The sequence below is a fragment of the Paractinoplanes lichenicola genome, from assembly GCF_016785085.1.
Lineage (GTDB): Bacteria > Actinomycetota > Actinomycetes > Mycobacteriales > Micromonosporaceae > Actinoplanes > Actinoplanes lichenicola.
Genome location: NZ_JAENHO010000030.1, coordinates 1 through 16,213, shown reverse-complemented (window position 1 = coordinate 16,213; position 16,213 = coordinate 1). Strand labels below are relative to the sequence as shown.

Below are 16,213 nucleotides of genomic sequence, written 5' to 3'. Positions count from 1 at the left end.
TCAGTCCTTCCCTTCGATGAAGCGGCGGTTGATCAGCGCCACGATCAGCACGCCGATCACGAGGATCACCCCGAGCGCGGCGGCGAAGTCGGGTTCGCCCTGCTGCAGGCCGCGCTGATACATCAGCAGCACCGGCGAGGTCGACGCGCCGTTCGGGCCGCCGCCCCCGGTGAGCAGGTACGGCTCGGTGAACAGGTTGGCCCCGGTGATCAGGGCCAGGATCACCACGAGCGCGGTGGCCGGGCGTACGGCCGGGACGGTGATCGACCAGAACTTGTTCCACCCGTTGGCGCCGTCGACCGAGGCCGACTCGTACAGCTCGTTGGGCACGTTCTGCAGCGCCGCCAGGTAGAGCAGGATGAAGAACCCGAGCTGCTTCCACACCACGAACAGGGCGATGACCGGCATGGCCAGGCCCTCGTTGACCAGCCAGGACGGGTCGGGCGCGAGCGGGCCGAGCACCGAGTTGACCAGCCCGCCCGAGTTGAACAGGAACAGCCACACGCCCACGACGGCGACGCTTGCGGTCACGTACGGGACGTAGAAGGCCACCCGCAGGAAGGTGCGGGCGTGCACCACGCGGTTGAGCGCGACCGCCAGGATCAGCGCCAGCGCGGCCGTCAGGGGCACGTTGATGACCAGGAAGATCAGGATGTTGCCGAAGGACTGCCGGACTGCCGGGTCGGTCAGCACGGCCTTGTAGTTGTCGAACCCGACGAACGGGTGGTCGACGACGGCGCCGGGTGCGGCGAAGAAGTAGTCGTGGAAGCTGATCCACAACGAGAACCCGAGCGGGTACGCGAAGACTACGGCGATGTAGACGGCGTAGGGGGCAGCCAGGATCATGCCCACCGGGTGGCGGCCGAAGAAGGCCGCCACTCGGTTGCGTCGGACACCGCCCTCGATCGGGGCGGCCGTCATCAGGACCCGCTGGCCAGCTCGTCGACCTTCGTGGCGGCACCCGAGAAGGCGTCCGCCACCGGCTGCTTACCGAAGATCACCGATTCCGAGTACGCGTCGCGGAACGCCTGCCAGATGGCCACGGAGTTCGGCACGTTGGGCACCTCGACCGTACGGGCGGCCTGGTCGGCGAACTGCTTGTACGCCGGGTTCTTGCTGAAGTAGTCCGGGTACGCCGTCTGCAGGTCCTTGCGCAGCGGCATCTGACCGGTCGCGTCGAGCAGCTTGCCGTCGGAGTCCTGGCTGGTCGAGAACTTGATGACCTCCCAGGCGGTGGCCCGGTTCTGGCAGGCCGAATACATGGCCACGTTCTTGGCGTCGCTGAACGTCTTGATCTGCTCGGCGGGCTTGCCGGCGGAGGTCGGCACGGGCACCGCGCCCCACTTCACCTTGTCGCCGTAGACCTTGACCGCCCACGGGCCGACGATCGCCATGGCCGCCTTCTTGTCGGCGAACGAGTCGCCGTTGTACATCTCCTTGGGGGCCAGGCCCTCGGCGTAGATCGTCTTCCAGAAGTCGGCCACCTTCTGGCCCTCGGGGGTGTTGAACTGCGCCTTCTGGTCGGCCACGAGCTGCTTGCCGTCGGTCTCGGCGGCGAACAGCGGATAGAAGTCGAACCAGGACTGGAAGAATTCGCTCGACGGCGCGGGATAGATGGCCGCCGGAGCCGCGCCCGAAGACTTGATCTTGCGGGCGGCGGTGAGGAATTCGTCGTACGTCGACAGGGCCGGCTTCTCGGGGTCGAGGCCCGCCTTGGCGAAGATGTCCTTGTTGTAGAAGATCATCACCGGGTTGGACTTCCACGGCATCTGGTAGAACTTGCCGTCCGGCGACTTGTACTGCTCGGCCGTGTCGCCCGTACGGTCGGCGATGTATTGCGCGGCGCCGTCGAACTCGTCGAGCGCGACCAGGCCGCCCTGCTTCTGGAACTGCGGGATCGCGGCGGGCGCGGTGTTGTAGATCAGGCAGGGCGCGTTGCCGGCCGTGATCGCGGCGCCGATGACCTCCTCCGAGCTCTTGCCGGCGGGGATCTCCTGCGCGGTGATCTTCTGGTCGGCGTGCGCGGCGTTCCACGACTCGACCATGGCCTTGCCCCAGGCCAGCTCCTCCTGGTTGTTGGAGAGCCAGATCGTGATGGGCCCGGAGGCCGCGTTGGCCTCGGAGGCGTCGCCACCGCCGCTGCCGTCACAGCCGGCGGCGAGGGCGAGGGTTGCGGTGAGAAGGACTGCCGGGAGAGTGCGTTTCATCGTTTCTCCGATCAAACAGCGGGGAGCATGGGCGAGGTGGACGCCCGGACGACGAGTTGAGCGGAGGGAACCGGAACGTCGTCGACCGTTCCGCCCTCGATGGATGCGAGTAGCGCTTCGGCGGCCGCCCGGCCCCAGAGATACGGGTCCGTGCGGACGGTGGTGAGAGGTGGGCTGACATATGCACTGAGATCGGTGTTGTCAAACCCGGTAATCGACAGCTGAGCAGGAACAACGACGCCGAGCTCCGAAGCCACGGAGAGGCCGGCGATGGCCATCAGGTCGTTGGCGTAGACGATCGCGGTGGGTTTGTCGGGCATTGCCAGGAGCATTCGGGTGGCCCGGGCGCCGCCGGCCGCCGAGAAGTCGGCCTCCACGACCGGGCCGGGGTTCGCCAGCGCCTCCTCGAACGCCGCGCGGCGAACCCGCGCGTGCAGGAACTGCGACGGGCCGGCGACGTGCGCGATGTTGGTGTGGCCGAGCTCGACCAGATGCCGTACGGCGGAAGCGATGCCCGGACGATCGTCGACCAGCACCGCGGGGAAGCGGCTGGGCACGTCGGGCCGGGCGATGCTCACCGCGGGCAGGCCCAGCTCCTCGAGCAGGGCGATGCGGGGGTCGGCCACCCGCAGGTCGAGCAGGAACACCCCGTCGACCCGGCCGTCGGCGGCGAGCCGGCGATAGCCCGCCTCCTCCTGGGCCTCGGGCACCACCTGCAGCACCAGCGCCTGGCCGCGGTCGGAGAGGGTGCGCTCGACCCCGGCGATGAAGGCCGGGAAGAACGGGTCGGCGCCGAGCAGCTCGGGCTCGCGGGCCAGCACCAGGCCGACGGCGAAGGCGCGGGAGGCCGACAGCGCGCGGGCCTGATGACTGGGCGTCCAGCCGAGGTCGCGGGCGGCGTCAAGGATGCGCTGCCGGGTCTCCTCGGCCACGCCGGGGCGGCCGTTGAGGGCGAACGAGACCGTGCCCTTGGAGACGCCGGCGGCACGGGCGACGTCGACGATGGTCGGCCGCTCGGACCTGGTCATGCCGCCTCCTCGGATCGGAACCGGCCGGAAACATTCGCGTAACTAAACCGGTTTGATCGTGAACCTAAACCGGTTTGAAAGATCGCACAACTGGAGGAGGCCGAATGGCCGATCGGGCGGCGGCAAATATCCGAAATACGCCGAAGGTCGCCCGATTTGTCGGACGGCCTTCGGCAGGCTTCAGGGGACGTGGACGGGCGGGTGGACCGCCGGAGGGACTGGTGGCCGGGTCAGCGGTCCTCGGCCGGCGGCCCGACCGCGACGGGATCGGCCGCGGCCTCGCGCTCGGCGGCGGCCTCGCGCTTGTTGGCGATCATGCTGGTGATCGTGACGGTGGTCAGGGTGACCGCGATGACGCCCAGCGAGGCCAGCGTCGGCACCTCGGGCAGCCACGTCCAGATGCCGTGCGCCCAGTGCAGCACCAGCTTGACGCCGATGAAGGCCAGGATGATGGCCAGCCCGTAGTCGAGGTGGCGCAGCTTGTCGAGCACGTTGCGCAGCACGAAGTAGAGCGCCCGCAGACCCATCAGGGCGAACGCGTTGGTCGCGAACACCAGGTAGGGGTCCTCGGTCACGCCGTAGACGGCCGGCACCGAGTCGACCGCGAAGACGATGTCGGTCATGAACACCGCGACCACGACCACGGCCAGCGGCGTCAGCGCCCGCTTGCCCGCCTGGCGGACCATCATCGCGCCGCCGTGATACTCCTTCGTGACCGGGAAGAACCGCCTGATCACCCGTACGCTGCGCATCTGGTCGATGTCGATGGTGTGGCTCTCGTCCCGCCTCGCATCGCGCAGCACCTTGATCGCGGTCAGCAGCAGGGCCGCCCCGAACAGCAGGAACGCCCACGTGCCGGCCTGCAGCACGGCCGCGCCCAGGGCGATGAAGACGCCACGCAGCACCAGGGCGCCGGCGATGCCGTACAGGAGGACTCTCTGGGCCAGGGCCGAGGGCACGGCGAACGCCGTGAGCAGCAGCATGAAGACGAACAGATTGTCGACCGACAGCGATTTCTCGACCACGAAGCCGGTGTAGAACTCGATCGCCGGGCGGCTGCCCCAGACCCACCAGAGCACCAGCCCGAAGAGGGCGGGCAGGGTCAGATAGAAGATCGACCAGCCGACCGCCTCGCGCATCGGCACGTCGTGCGGCCGCCGGGTGACCACGAAATCGGCTGCCAGCAGACCGACCAAGACCGCGATGCTGATCGCCCAGAGCAGGGGCGAGGCGATGGTCTCGAGCGGCGCAGCCAGGGTCACGGTATGCGCCATGGGGATTCCTCCTCGGAGATGTGCGCCATCGTCCGAGGTCTCCCTCACCGGCCTGTCAGGGGCCGGCGAACGCACGGGGGCATCGCAACCGAGATGCCCGTGATGACCGCAACGTTCCTTTTGAGGTACTCCCCTCGCCGCGAACTGTAACCCACCGACCTGGGAGATTGCCTGTGGGGTCACCCACCGTCGACGGCGATCGCGGTCAGGACCAGCCCCTTGCGGGCGAGCCAGCGGCCGGTGAACCCGGTCAGCTCGCGCCCGCGCAGCCGCGGCCCGGGCACCAGCAGCCGGGCCGAGAACGTGCCGCCGGCCGGATCGATCGTGACGTCGGCCTCCTCGAAGTCGAGCCAGCGCCCCATCAGCGGATACCACGCCTTGTAGACCGACTCCTTCGCGCTGAACAGCAGCCGATCCCAGCTCACCCCCGGATGCGTCAGGCGCAACCGGGCGTTGCGTTCGCGCTCGGCGGGCAGCGACACGGCGGCGAAGACGTCGCCGGGGATCGGCTCGTCGGGCTCGGCGTCGATGCCGACGGTGGCGAGCACGCTCGTCTCGGCGACCACGGCGGCGCGATAGCCCTTGCAGTGGGTGATGCTGCCGACCAGGCCGGTCGGCCACCGCGGCTCGCCCCGGGGCCCGCGCAGCAGCGCCGCGGGCGGGCGGCCGAGCCGGGTCATCGCCTCGCGGGCGGCCCAGCGGCCGGTGGTGAACTCCCGCCGCCGCTTCTCGACCGCCTGGTCGACGAGCGCCTCCTCCTCAGGGCAGAGGGACGCGCCGGGTGGGTCGTCGAACGTGTCGACCGAGGCCACTCCGAGGGGAAGAATCGCCTCGATCACGCCTCGGATCGTACCCACTCGTCATCGATCGGGTGGGTGATGGTGACATCGACGGTTGATGTTGGTCTCGTGGAGGGATGAGGCATCGTGACCCCGCCGGTTTGATGATCTTCGAGACCCTCTGTCCGAAAGGACGATCCGGAACCGCCGGGAACGTCAATCGTTGATGGCCGCACCGCGCTGGCGCATCCAAGATCACCAACGCTAGCCTGAGCCGCCCATCACGATCCGTCGTTGTCTGCCGATGTTCCAGCACCTTCAGGAGCCCGCCCCTCCATGGCTTTCCGTGCCACCGCCGTCGGCGCCCTCGCGCTGACCGCGATCATCGCCGCTCCCGTAGCCTACGCCCGCACCACCGCGCAGGCCGCTCCCAAGCCCAGCGTGAAGGAGACGACGAAGCAGGCGCCCGTGCCGCTGGCCGTCGGCGCTCCCGGCCAGCTGATGAACCAGCTCTCCAACGGCTGGGGCAACGCCACGATCACGCTGCTCGGCGACTCGACCGGCAACGACAAGTCGGAGTGGTTCTACCAGCTCTCGAAGTGGATCGCCGAGCGCTACCCGCATTACCGCACGACCTATCGCCAGTGGGATCACAAGAAGCAGGCGTACGGGGCTCCGGTCGTGTTCAGCGAGGGTAACGGCTGGCTCACCCTGTCGTTCTACAACGGCAGCGTCGGCGGGGCCAAGGCCGGCTATCCGTTGCAGGGCAACCGGTTCGGCAAGATGACCGCGCAGGGCGGCGACCTGTTCCTGCTCAGCTACAGCCACAACGAGGGCCGGGCCACGGCCTACCCGACGTACGAGCGGCTGGCCGACCGGGTCGCCGCGCTGTGGCCCAGCCCCGACGTCGTGCCGGTGCTGCAGAACCCGGAGGGCTCGCCGCTGAAGGGCTCGCTCGAGCGGTACGCGCACAACGTGCGGCTGCGCGGCATCAAGGGGCTGGCCGACGAGTACGGCTGGACGACGATCGACGCGCACCGGCAGTTCGCGACGGACAAGCGGCCGCTGAAGTCGCTGGTGCCCGACGGCATCCACCCGAACGCGGCTGGTCAGGCCCTCTGGCTCAACGCCGCCAAGAACGCGTTCATGCGCTGACCGTCTTTCATGCGCTGATCGGCGCGGCCACGCGGACGATGTCGCGGCCCGCGGCCTTCGCGTCGTACAGGGCCGCGTCCGCCCGCCCGAGCACCTCGTCGTCGTCGGGGCCGTGGGCGACGGCCACGCCGATGCTGACCGTGACGTAGCCGCCCGGCCCGTCCGGGTGCGGGATCCGCAGCCCGCGGATGCCGGCGCGGACCCGTTCGGACAGCGTCGCGGCGATGCCCGGGTCGGCGTCGCCCAGCAGGATCACGAACTCCTCGCCGCCGTACCGGCAGGCCAGGTCGGTGCCGGCCCGGATCGTGCCGGTCAGGGCGGCCCCCACCTTGCGCAGGCACTCGTCGCCGGCCTGATGGCCGAAGCGGTCGTTGTACTTCTTGAAGAAGTCCACGTCGACCATCAGGAGCGCGTACGGCAACCCGGAGTGCCGCAGCCGGTCGTGGTGCGCGCTCAGCGCCTGCTCGAAGCGGCGCCGGTTGGCCAGGCCGGTCAGCGCGTCGGTCTGGCTCAGCTCCTCGAGCTTGGCGTTGGCGTCGGCCAGTTCATGCGTACGCTCGGCCACCCGCGCCTCCAGTGACGCGTAAAGCATCGCGTTGTTGAGCGACACGACCAGCTGGCCGGTGATCAGCTTGACCGCGTCGAGCCGGTCGGTCGTGAACAGCCCGCTGGTCTGCCGGTTGGCCAGCACCAGGACGGCCCGCATGGTGTCGCCGTGCAGCACCGGCACGACCAGCAGCGAGCAACGCTGAGCGCCGGTGAGGAACGGGTCCCGGGCGAACCGGTCGTCGCGGGTGGCGTCCTCGACGAGCAGCATCTCGCGGGTGCGCACGGCGTACTGGAAGGCACTGGCCGGCAGCAGGCCGTAGACCTCGGCCCCCTCCACGTCGAGCTCGATGGCGCCGTCGGGGCCGCCGGGCAGGAACCACCCGCCGTCCTCGGCCCGCACCACGAGCACCACTTCGGACGCCCCGGTCAGCGCGGTCAGCTGCTCGACGATGGCCGCCCGGAGCAGGCCCAGGTCGGTCGCCCGGCTGAGCGCCTGCGACGACCGCAGGATCGCCATCGTGTCCAGCACGTCGGAGCGCAGCCCGCCGGTGGCCCGCGACCTGGTGCGCACCGACCGCTCGGCCGGGCGCAGCGCCGGGTGCGTCCCGAGCAGCTGGGCCACCTTGCCGGTCGCGCCCCACTCGTCGTAGACACGCAGGGCCTCGGCCAGGTGCAGCCGCCCGCCCGCCTCCAGCCCGACCGAGAAGTGCAGCCGGGCCGCCCGTTCCAGGATCAGCGCGGCGTGCCAGGGCCGCTGCCGGGTCTGCGCGGCCTGCACGGCGTGGTCGAACGACACGTACGCGGTGGACAGGTCGCCGCGCAGCCAGGCCTCCTCGGCCGTCAGCCACAGCGCGAGGTGGCCGAAGTTGGCCGGGCAGTCCTCGGCGCGCTCCCGCATCCAGGTCAGGCTGGCCACCACCTCGGCCGTCCCCGGGTCGTCCGCGCGCTCGGCCGCGGGCAGGGCGTGCAGCCGGGTGGCCTGCGCGAGCGACGACAGCACGTGGGCCTGAGTGGACAGATAGCCGGGCAGCACCCCGGCCGCGCGGCGGGCCAGGGCGGCGTGCCGGCGCAGCGCCTCGTCGTCGCCGAACACCGCGGCGGCCAGCGCCCGGCACAGGTGATAGACGTTGGTGGTCAGCGCCATGGGCGGCCGTCCCGCGAGGTGTGCGGCCTCGGTGAAGCCGGCGTCGTCGAGGCTGCCGGCCGGGATGGTGCGACCCTGCAGCGCCCGCCCGAGCTGCCGGTGCGCGAGCACCACGGCGCCGAAGAACTCGTTCCCCGTACGCACGTCGAAGGCCAGCGCCGCCTCGATGTCGGCCTGATACTCGTCCAGGGTGGCCGCCGATTCGAGCTGGCCGACCAGGATCGCGTTCCACACCCCGCTCGCCATCTCGAGGTCACCGCCGCGCACCAGGCCCTCATAGCTTCGCCGCAGCTCGACCAGCGTCTCCTCGATGGGCTCGGTCCACACCTGCAGCTGCATGGCGAACCGGTAGCGGGCCAGCGAGGTGAACGGCTCGTAGTCGCGGCTCTCGCTCACCCGCAGGACGTGCCGGCCGATCCGGGGGCCGGCCCGGTAGTCGCCGGTGTTCTGCAACAGCATCATGCCGAGCGAGGTGATGGTGGCGCCGAGCTGGGCCGACGGGCCGTGGCGGACCCACATCCGCCAGCTCTGGATCAGCACCCAGGCGCCCAGCAACCGCTCGCCGAGCAGGAAGCACATCGGCATGAGCTTGCCGTAGACGCGGGCCCGGGCCAGCGCCAGCGGGTCGGTGATCTCGGGGCGGGCCAGGTCGGCGACCGGGTCGAGGCGCTCGCTCCAGGCCAGGATCTCGCGGCTGTGCCCGGCCACCAAGGGGCCGAACTCGGGGCCGGGCAGGTCGTCGCCGAGCCGGGTCAGCAGCTCCTTGCCCAGGGCGAGGGCCTCGGGCTGCCGCGACCGCTGGGCGAGGCTGCTGAGCTGCACCACGGCGACGGCCACCAGCCGTACGGGATCGGTCTGGGCTCTCGCGACGCGGGCGTAGACGTCGTCGCCGTCGCCGAGCCGCCCGAGCAGGTGCAGCGCCCGGTGCCGGCGGGCCAGCGCGTCGAGCAGCCCGGGCTCGTCGTCCGGCGCGCCGAGCTTCGCGTACGCGTCGACGGCCGCGGCCGCGAACCGCTCGGCGGCCAGGTGGTTGCCGGCCGCGGCGCCACTCTCGGCGGCCACCCGGAACAGGGCCGCCATGGCCAGACCCTCGACCGGATCGGTGACCAGGGCGGCCGCCTCCAGATACTGCTCGGCCGCGATCACCTCGGTGCCGGGCTCGGCGGCCAGGCGACGGGCCATGTCGAGCCGCATCTTCCGGCGCTCGTCGTCGGGCAGCCCGGCCAGGACGGCGCTGCGAACCCGTTCGTGCCGGAAGACCGGGCGGACCGGGGCGGCCGGGTTGCCCTGCACCGTCTCGACCGCGATCAGCTCGTCCTCCAGCGCCGCATACAGCGGCGCCAGCAGCGTGACCAGCGCGATTCCGGCCGCGCGGGCGCAGACGGCGTTGGTCGCCTCGTCACCGAGCAGCGCCAGGACGCGCAGCAGCCGCCGGGTCTCGGCCGGCAGCCGCTCGATGCGGTCGCGGAGCAGCCCGATGACGTCGCTGCGGGCCGCCTGCTGCCGGATCAGGTCGTCGTCCCACCGCCAGCCGTCCTCGCCCAGGATCAGGGCGCCCTCGCGGCGTAGCGCGTTGATCAGCTCGAGGGTGTCCGAGGGGTTGCCGCCGCTCCACGGGTACAGCAGGTCGGCCAGGCGGTCGGCCGCCTCGGCGGGCAGCCGCAGCATCTCGCCCAGCAGCTCGCCCGAGGCCGCGGGCGGCAGGTTGTGCAGGTGCAGCACCGGCACGTCGTCGCCCCAGCGGGTCACCGCCGCGGGATCGGTCTCGCCCGGCCGGAACGTCCCGACGACCAGCACGCCCTCCACGCCGGGCTCGGTCAGCATCGCGTCGAGCAGGTCGAACGACGTGGGATCGGCCCACTGCAGGTCCTCGACGGCCATCAGCAGCGGGCGGCGGCGGCTCACGACCGTGCTCAGCAGCGCTACCACGGCCTGCCGGAGCCGTACGCCGGCCTCCGAGTCCTCGGTCTCGCCGTGCTCGCCCGGCGTGCCGCCGCCGAGCAACGTGCCGAACTCGGGCAGGGCGGCCGCGATCAGGCCCGTGTTCGGGCCCAGCGCGGCCAGCAGCGACGTGCGCAGCGAGGCCAGGGCGTCCTGCGGCTCGGCGAGCAGCAACCGGCCGAGCCGGCGCAGCGCCCGCAGCACCGGCCCGGCCGCGGCGCCCTGCCGGGCCGGGTCGGCGCGCCCGGTCACGAACCAGCCGCCGCGGGTCGCCACCGGCCGGCGCAGGGCGTTGATCAGGGCCGACTTGCCGGAGCCGGGCGGGCCCGAGACGAACAGGCCGCGCTTGCCGCCGAGCACCGCCTCCTCCCAGGCCGAGCGCAGCGCCACGACCTCGGTGTCGCGGCCGACCAGGAGCGAGGGCGCGGTCAGCCGCAGCGGGAAGTCGCGCTCGCCGAGCGGGAACGTGGTCTCCGGCCATTCGCGCATCCGGGCCAGGTCGTGGGCCAGCCCCTCGGCGCTCTGATAGCGGCGGTCGGGCTCCTTCTCCAGCAGCCGGGCCACGATCGCCGACAGCATCGGCGGTGTCTCCGGGCGGATCTCGGTGAGCCGGGCGGGCACCCGCAACAGCAGATCCCGTACGAGCTGCAGGTCGTCGTCGTGGGGGAAGGGCGGGTGCCCGGCCACCACCTCGTAGAGGGTCGCGCCCAGCGAATACAGGTCGGCGCGGTGGTCGACCGGCAGGCCCGTCCGCCCGGTCTGCTCCGGCGGCAGGTAGGACAGCGTGCCGTCGATCTCGCGCAGGTCGCCGAACGCGCTCTGGTCCTCGCTGAACAGGCTGGCCACGTCGAAGTCGACGAGCACGGGCCGGCCGGTGTCGTCGAGCAGGATGTTGGCCGGGTTGACGTCCTTGTGCACCACGCCCCGCGCATGCATGCCCGCGATGATCCGGGCCAGCCGGTGCGCCAGCCGGGGCACCTCGGCCAGGTCGATCTCGCGGGCCGCCGCGGCGTAGGCCAGGGTGCGCCCGCCCGCGTCGATCAGCAGTTCCGCGTCCGGGTGGGTCCAGCCGGCCAGGCCGCCGATGCCGGGCAGTCCCGCGAGCCGAGTCAGCAGGGCGTGCTCGCGGCGGCGGCGCATCGGCCCGCTGGCGCCCCGGAACTCCTTCCAGATGACGGTCGTCTCGCCGTCGGCCAGATAGAGCCGCTTGACCTGGGAGCGCTCGGTGGACGAGAGCACGGCGAAGTGCGAGCCGGCCGTGGGCAGCTCCCGGGGCTGCTCCTCAGCGCTCTCCACGCCCATCCGTCACCGTCCGCCTCGCCTGTCCCGCACCGGCCGCGGGCTTCGCTATCTCCCTGTTCGGCCCGAACCGGCGGTTCGTGAGCAATCCGTCCGGCGCTCAACAACCGGGGGCGGAGACGGGTGTGGCCGGTCGGGCGGAGTTCGCGCCGACCGGCCACAGCCTTCTAGAAGTGGGGACAGATGGGTCTAGACCGGTCGCGTCTCGTCCTCGTCGGCCTGCCGGGCCTCCGCCGCCGGGGCCGGCGCGGGCTCGGCCGCTTCTGAAGCGTGGCCGTCCTTCTTCTCCGGGGCGTGGCCGTCCTTTTTGCGGTGGATCGTGTACGTCATGATGACGACGATCAGGGCGCCCACGATCAGGCCCAGGATGGCGCTGAAGATCGTGTTGACCAGCCAGCCGACCACGCCGCCGAGCGTGCCGGTGGCGTCGTGCGCCGCCTCTTCCACGTGGTGCACGGTCTCGTAGAGGAAGTGCAAGCCCAGCTCGTCGGTGCCGACCAGCAGGATGTGGCCGCCGACCCAGAGCATCGCGGCCGTGCCGACGACGGTCAGGAAGGTCAGCACCTTCGGCATGGCCTTGACCAGGCCCCGGCCGAACGAGGCGACCGCCCCCGGCCCGTCCGAGAGCTTCAGCCCGGCGTCGTCCATCTTCACGATCAGCGCCACCGCGCCGTAGACGACCACCGTCATGAGCAGCGCGACCACGGCCAGGATGGCCAGCCGCGACCAGAACGGCTCGTCGATGACCTCGTTCAGCGTGATGACCATGATCTCGGCCGACAGGATCAGGTCGGTGCGGACCGCGCCCGAGACCAGCGTCTTCTCGTCCTTGGCGGCCTCGTCGTCGTGCCCGCCGTGGCCGGAGACCTTGGCCCAGACCTTCTCGGCGCCCTCGAAGCACAGGTAGGCCCCGCCGAGCATCAGGATCGGCGTCAGCAGCCACGGCACGAACTGGCTGAGCAGCAGGATCACCGGCAGGATGATCAGGAACTTGTTGCGCAGCGAGCCGAGCGCGATGCGCTTGATGATCGGCAGCTCGCGCTCGGCGGCCAGCCCCCGAACGTATTGCGGGGTGACCGCGGCGTCGTCGATGACCACACCCGCGGCCTTGGCGCCGGCCTTCGCGGCGGCCACCCCGACGTCGTCGATGGAGGCGGCGGCCGCGCGGGCCAGCACCGCCACATCATCCAGCAGGGCTACGAGTCCACCGGCCAAGGCGCGGATCCTTTCAAGGGTCGGTCAATGTCCGTGCCGGCTCATTGTCGCGTACGACCCCTGACCACGGCATGTCAGGTCGCGAAGCGGCCCACCAGTCCCGGGTCGCCGAACACGACGATTCCGGCGATTCCATCCGTACGGCAGTCGAGCACCGCCACCCCCGCCGGCTTGCCCCACCAGTGCACGACGGCGGCCGGCTGCCCGTTGGCCACGGTCGCCTCCATCCGCCACTCGCCGGGCTCACCCACGGCCGCGGTCAGCACGGGCAGGCACTGCGCGACCCCGTCGAAGAACTGCCTTTCCCGTACGAGTTCCAGCGACGCATCGCGCCGCAACAGGGCGGCCAGGCCGCTCACGTCGGCCGTCCGGAACGCGGTCATGTACGCCTCGAGCTGTCGCCGGGCCTGCGGGCTGCGCGGCTCGGCGATGTCGTCGGGCCGGGGCGCGACCTCGGCTATCCGGGCCCGGGCCCGTTGCAAAGAGCTCTTCACGGCCCCCGTGGTCAGGCCCAGCATCTCGGCCACCTCGTGCGCCGGGAAGGCCAGCACGTCCCTGAGCAGCAGCACGGCCCGCTGACCGGGGGTGAGCGTCTGCAACCCGGCGATCAGGGCGAGCCGCAGGTCGTCACTCGTGTCGGCGTACGGCTGAAGGTCTGCTCTCGGCTCTTGCGCGCGCTTCTTGAGGGCCGACAGCGCGACGTTGGCCGCGATGCGGTGCAGCCAGGTGCGTACGGTGGAACGCTCCTCGAACCGATCCCACGCGCGCCAGGCCCGCAGGTACGTCTCCTGCACCGCGTCCTCGGCCTCGTCCCACGACCCGAGCATGCGATAACAATGCGCGGTCAGCTCACGCCGCAACGGGGTGGTGGCCGCCTCGAAACCGCTCAGCAGCCCAGAGTGCGGCGCAGCCATGTCCCCGCCTTCGCGATCGCGTCGTCGGCGATGGGGGAGTGGCCCGCCGCCATCTGAAAAGTGTGCAACTGCCCCGCGAACTCGTCGACCCGCGCCCCGGGGATCAGGTACGCGTCGTCGCGCAGCGCCTCATCCGCGCCGACCTGCACATATGTCGGCGGGAGATTTTCGAGCGCCGGTGTGTCCCCCTGATAGGCCGCAGCCAGGCCTTTCACAAGCTCCCGCGTGAAGAACGGGTCCGTACGGGTGTCGTAGCTCGCGCCAGTGGCGTCGGGGTCGACCCACGGTGAGAACAGGACGAGGGCCGCGGCCCCCTTGATGTCGAGGGCAAGGGTGGCGCCGCAGGAGTCGCCGACGACCGCCGTCCGGCCTTCCACCTGGCCTTCCAGCCGGCCTTCCACCCGGCCTTCCACCTGGTCGAAAATCCGGCGTACGTGGTTGAGCTGGGACGGGTAGACGTGCTCGGGAACCAGGCCGTAGTCGACGACCAGCGTGTTCAGGCCCGCCGCCAGCGCGAGGTGGCCGTACATCTTGCGGTGGGTGGCGATGGAGCCGCTGACGAAGCCGCCGCCGTGGATCGCCAGCAGGTTCGTGCCGGGTGCCGCGTTCGCCGGGCGCAGCCACAGACCCAGGTCGCCCGGCTCCTCGACCAGGCCCTCGGGTTCGGCGGTCAGCGACTCCCACGCACGGGTGTCGTCACCTGCGGCGCGCTCCTGCCAGAGCAGGCGGTTGAGATCGAGTGTCGTCGTCATGCCGGTACAGACCGCGGGGGAGCGCGAAAGGAATCGGTAGGCTGACCGCATGCAGCCTCGCGTGGACCACGGTGTCGTGTCCGGGACGTTCAGCCTCGACGGCCAGACCTTCGACGTCGACAACAACGTCTGGGTGGTCGGCGACGAGACCGAATGCGTGGTGATCGACGCCCCGCACAACGTCGACGCCATCCTGGCCGTGGTCGGCAACCGAGCGGTCCGCGCGATCGTCTGCACCCACGCCCACGACGACCACGTACGGGTGGCGCCCGCCCTGCGCGAACGCACCGGCGCCCCGATCCTGCTGCACCCGGCCGAGCGCCCGCTCTGGGAACTGACCCACGGCGACTCCGTAACCTGGGACAACGACCTGACCGACGGCGAACTGATCTCGATCGGCGGGGCCGACCTGACCGTACTGCACACACCCGGCCACGCGCCCGGCGCGGTCTGCCTCTACGCGCCCGGCCTGAACTGCGTCTTCACCGGCGACACCCTCTTCCAGGGCGGCCCCGGCGCCACCGGCCGCTCCTTCTCCGACGCCGACCAGATCAAGGCATCGATCCGCACGAAGCTGTTCGCCCTCCCCGCCGAAACAGTGGTCCACACCGGCCACGGCGCCGACACCACCATCAAAGCGGAACGCGACGCCCTAGGCGACTAAAAACCCGCCCAGCAACCCTCCACCCTCCGCGGCTCGCACCTGCCCGGCCCTTAGCAGCTCGCATTTACCCGGGCCTTCGCTGTCTGCCCATGTCCGCGCCCGTCCTGCCCCCTCGCGGCTCGCGGCCGCCCGGCCCTCGCGCCCGCCCAGCCCTCGCGCCCGCCCGGCCCTCGCGCCCGGGCCCGCCCGACTTTTGCACCGGGCCGGCCCTGATCCTGGGCGACACTGGTTCTCGGGCGGCTTTCGTCTCGGCGGCTTTCGTCTTGGGCGGCTTTCGCTCTCGGGCGATGCCGGTTCCCCGGCGGTATTCGTCCCGGCCGTTGCCTGAGTTGACGGCCGCCGCGCAATCCCATGCGGAACATTTCGGGGCATCGGCCGCTGAGCGCTGCTATAAACGAAGGCTGCCCTGCCGCTCGATTCTTCAACCTTGACCACAACATGATGAGTTGCACCCACCCGAGGCCTGAAAACGGCATCGAGTGTCACCGCAACCCCCCGCCCAGAACAACCACACAATCTCATAAAAATGCAACGAGCGCGAGCAAGTCGAAAAACCGGAAGCGGAACCCCGAGCGGACTCGCCCAACGCCTCCGAACAACAGGCCGCGACGAGATCAAAGCAACCAACCGATCAACCAACCGCGGCCGGGAAGGCGTCTCAACAGCAGCTTGAGCCACAATCCGGGCCCACGCCTCCGGCTGATGCTCAGCCACCCAGCGAGCCTTCTCCTCATGCCTGCGCTGCAACCCCCAAGCCCGACGCCGCTCATGCTCCCGCCGAAACTCTTCATTGCCGGGCGAATAATTGCGCGCCTTAGTCCTGTCCCGCAGCCCAGCAATAACGGCCCGACTGAACAACGACATCTGACCCATGCCTATATTATCCGCCGCCTATGCGCGAGACGTGCCCATTCGATCATGCCATTAACGAGTAAATACTTTCCGGCCCGGTAAGGACACTCACGGTCGTATTCGACCCTTCGATGAATCACCACCAGTCAAGACCGAGGGGCGGGCTCGACGTTTCCGGGATGCTTTTCTTGGGGGCCGTGCTGCTCCAGGTGCGGGGGATTTTGCGTCCGGCGTAGTCGGAGCGCGGGAATTTTGGCAGTGCTTTCTGCGGCGCGGGGCCAGTGCGGTTGAAGGCATGACGTTTCCGGGGGTGTGCTGTCGCGGGTGTGGGAGCTTCGGCGGTTCGGCGCGCTGGGAGGCGTGGGGTTTGTTTCGGCTAGTCGGTGGGGCGTGGGGCGTGGGGCGTGGGGCGTGGGGCGTGGGGCGTGGGGGGTGGGGCG

At 70.7% G+C, this 16,213-nt stretch carries 11 protein-coding genes; 2 read left to right on the top strand and 9 right to left on the bottom strand.

Features of this window, described 5'->3' with window-relative positions; translation table 11 throughout:
- The 5 genes from JKJ07_RS49260 to JKJ07_RS49240 form a co-directional block, all read right to left on the bottom strand.
- Positions 1-921, bottom strand: coding sequence for a carbohydrate ABC transporter permease (locus JKJ07_RS49260; protein ID WP_203078833.1), 921 nt, complete (start codon positions 919-921; stop codon positions 1-3).
- A complete protein-coding gene (locus JKJ07_RS49255; protein WP_203078832.1) occupies positions 921-2,207 on the bottom strand; it encodes an extracellular solute-binding protein in 1,287 nt (428 codons plus the stop codon). The genes JKJ07_RS49260 and JKJ07_RS49255 overlap by 1 nt, the downstream gene beginning before the upstream one ends.
- Positions 2,208-2,218: 11 nt before the next feature.
- Complete coding sequence (locus JKJ07_RS49250) at positions 2,219-3,235, bottom strand: LacI family DNA-binding transcriptional regulator (RefSeq protein ID WP_203078831.1); 1,017 nt, start codon at positions 3,233-3,235, stop codon at positions 2,219-2,221.
- A gap of 230 nt (positions 3,236-3,465) precedes the next feature.
- A complete protein-coding gene (locus JKJ07_RS49245) occupies positions 3,466-4,509 on the bottom strand; it encodes a TerC/Alx family metal homeostasis membrane protein (RefSeq protein ID WP_203078830.1) in 1,044 nt (347 codons plus the stop codon).
- Between the two features lie 179 nt (positions 4,510-4,688).
- The gene (locus JKJ07_RS49240) at positions 4,689-5,348 is read right to left on the bottom strand and encodes a 4'-phosphopantetheinyl transferase family protein (RefSeq protein ID WP_203078829.1); all 660 of its coding nucleotides are present in this window, start codon (positions 5,346-5,348) and stop codon (positions 4,689-4,691) included.
- Positions 5,349-5,624: 276 nt separating this feature from the next.
- Between JKJ07_RS49240 and JKJ07_RS49235 the strand changes: the two genes are divergently transcribed.
- Positions 5,625-6,443, top strand: coding sequence for an SGNH/GDSL hydrolase family protein (locus JKJ07_RS49235; protein ID WP_203078828.1), 819 nt, complete (start codon positions 5,625-5,627; stop codon positions 6,441-6,443).
- Between the two features lie 7 nt (positions 6,444-6,450).
- Here the strand turns inward: JKJ07_RS49235 and JKJ07_RS49230 are convergent, their stop codons facing one another.
- From JKJ07_RS49230 to JKJ07_RS49215, 4 genes are all read right to left on the bottom strand, one after another.
- Positions 6,451-11,373 (bottom strand): diguanylate cyclase, encoded by a 4,923-nt coding sequence (locus tag JKJ07_RS49230; RefSeq protein WP_203078827.1) that lies wholly within the window; start codon positions 11,371-11,373, stop codon positions 6,451-6,453.
- Between the two features lie 192 nt (positions 11,374-11,565).
- Positions 11,566-12,591: a DUF808 domain-containing protein gene (locus JKJ07_RS49225; RefSeq protein WP_203078826.1), complete on the bottom strand. Its 1,026-nt coding sequence runs from the start codon at positions 12,589-12,591 to the stop codon at positions 11,566-11,568.
- A 74-nt stretch (positions 12,592-12,665) separates the two neighbouring features.
- Positions 12,666-13,505 carry a sigma-70 family RNA polymerase sigma factor gene (locus JKJ07_RS49220; protein ID WP_203078825.1) on the bottom strand — a complete coding sequence of 280 codons (840 nt, stop codon included), beginning with the start codon at positions 13,503-13,505 and terminating at the stop codon, positions 12,666-12,668.
- Complete coding sequence (locus JKJ07_RS49215; RefSeq protein ID WP_203078824.1) at positions 13,478-14,257, bottom strand: alpha/beta hydrolase; 780 nt, start codon at positions 14,255-14,257, stop codon at positions 13,478-13,480. The genes JKJ07_RS49220 and JKJ07_RS49215 overlap by 28 nt, the downstream gene beginning before the upstream one ends.
- Positions 14,258-14,306: 49 nt before the next feature.
- On the opposite strand from JKJ07_RS49215, the gene JKJ07_RS49210 reads away from it, so the two are divergent.
- Complete coding sequence (locus tag JKJ07_RS49210) at positions 14,307-14,921, top strand: MBL fold metallo-hydrolase (RefSeq protein WP_203078823.1); 615 nt, start codon at positions 14,307-14,309, stop codon at positions 14,919-14,921.
- The last annotated feature ends 1,292 nt before the right edge of the window (positions 14,922-16,213 follow it).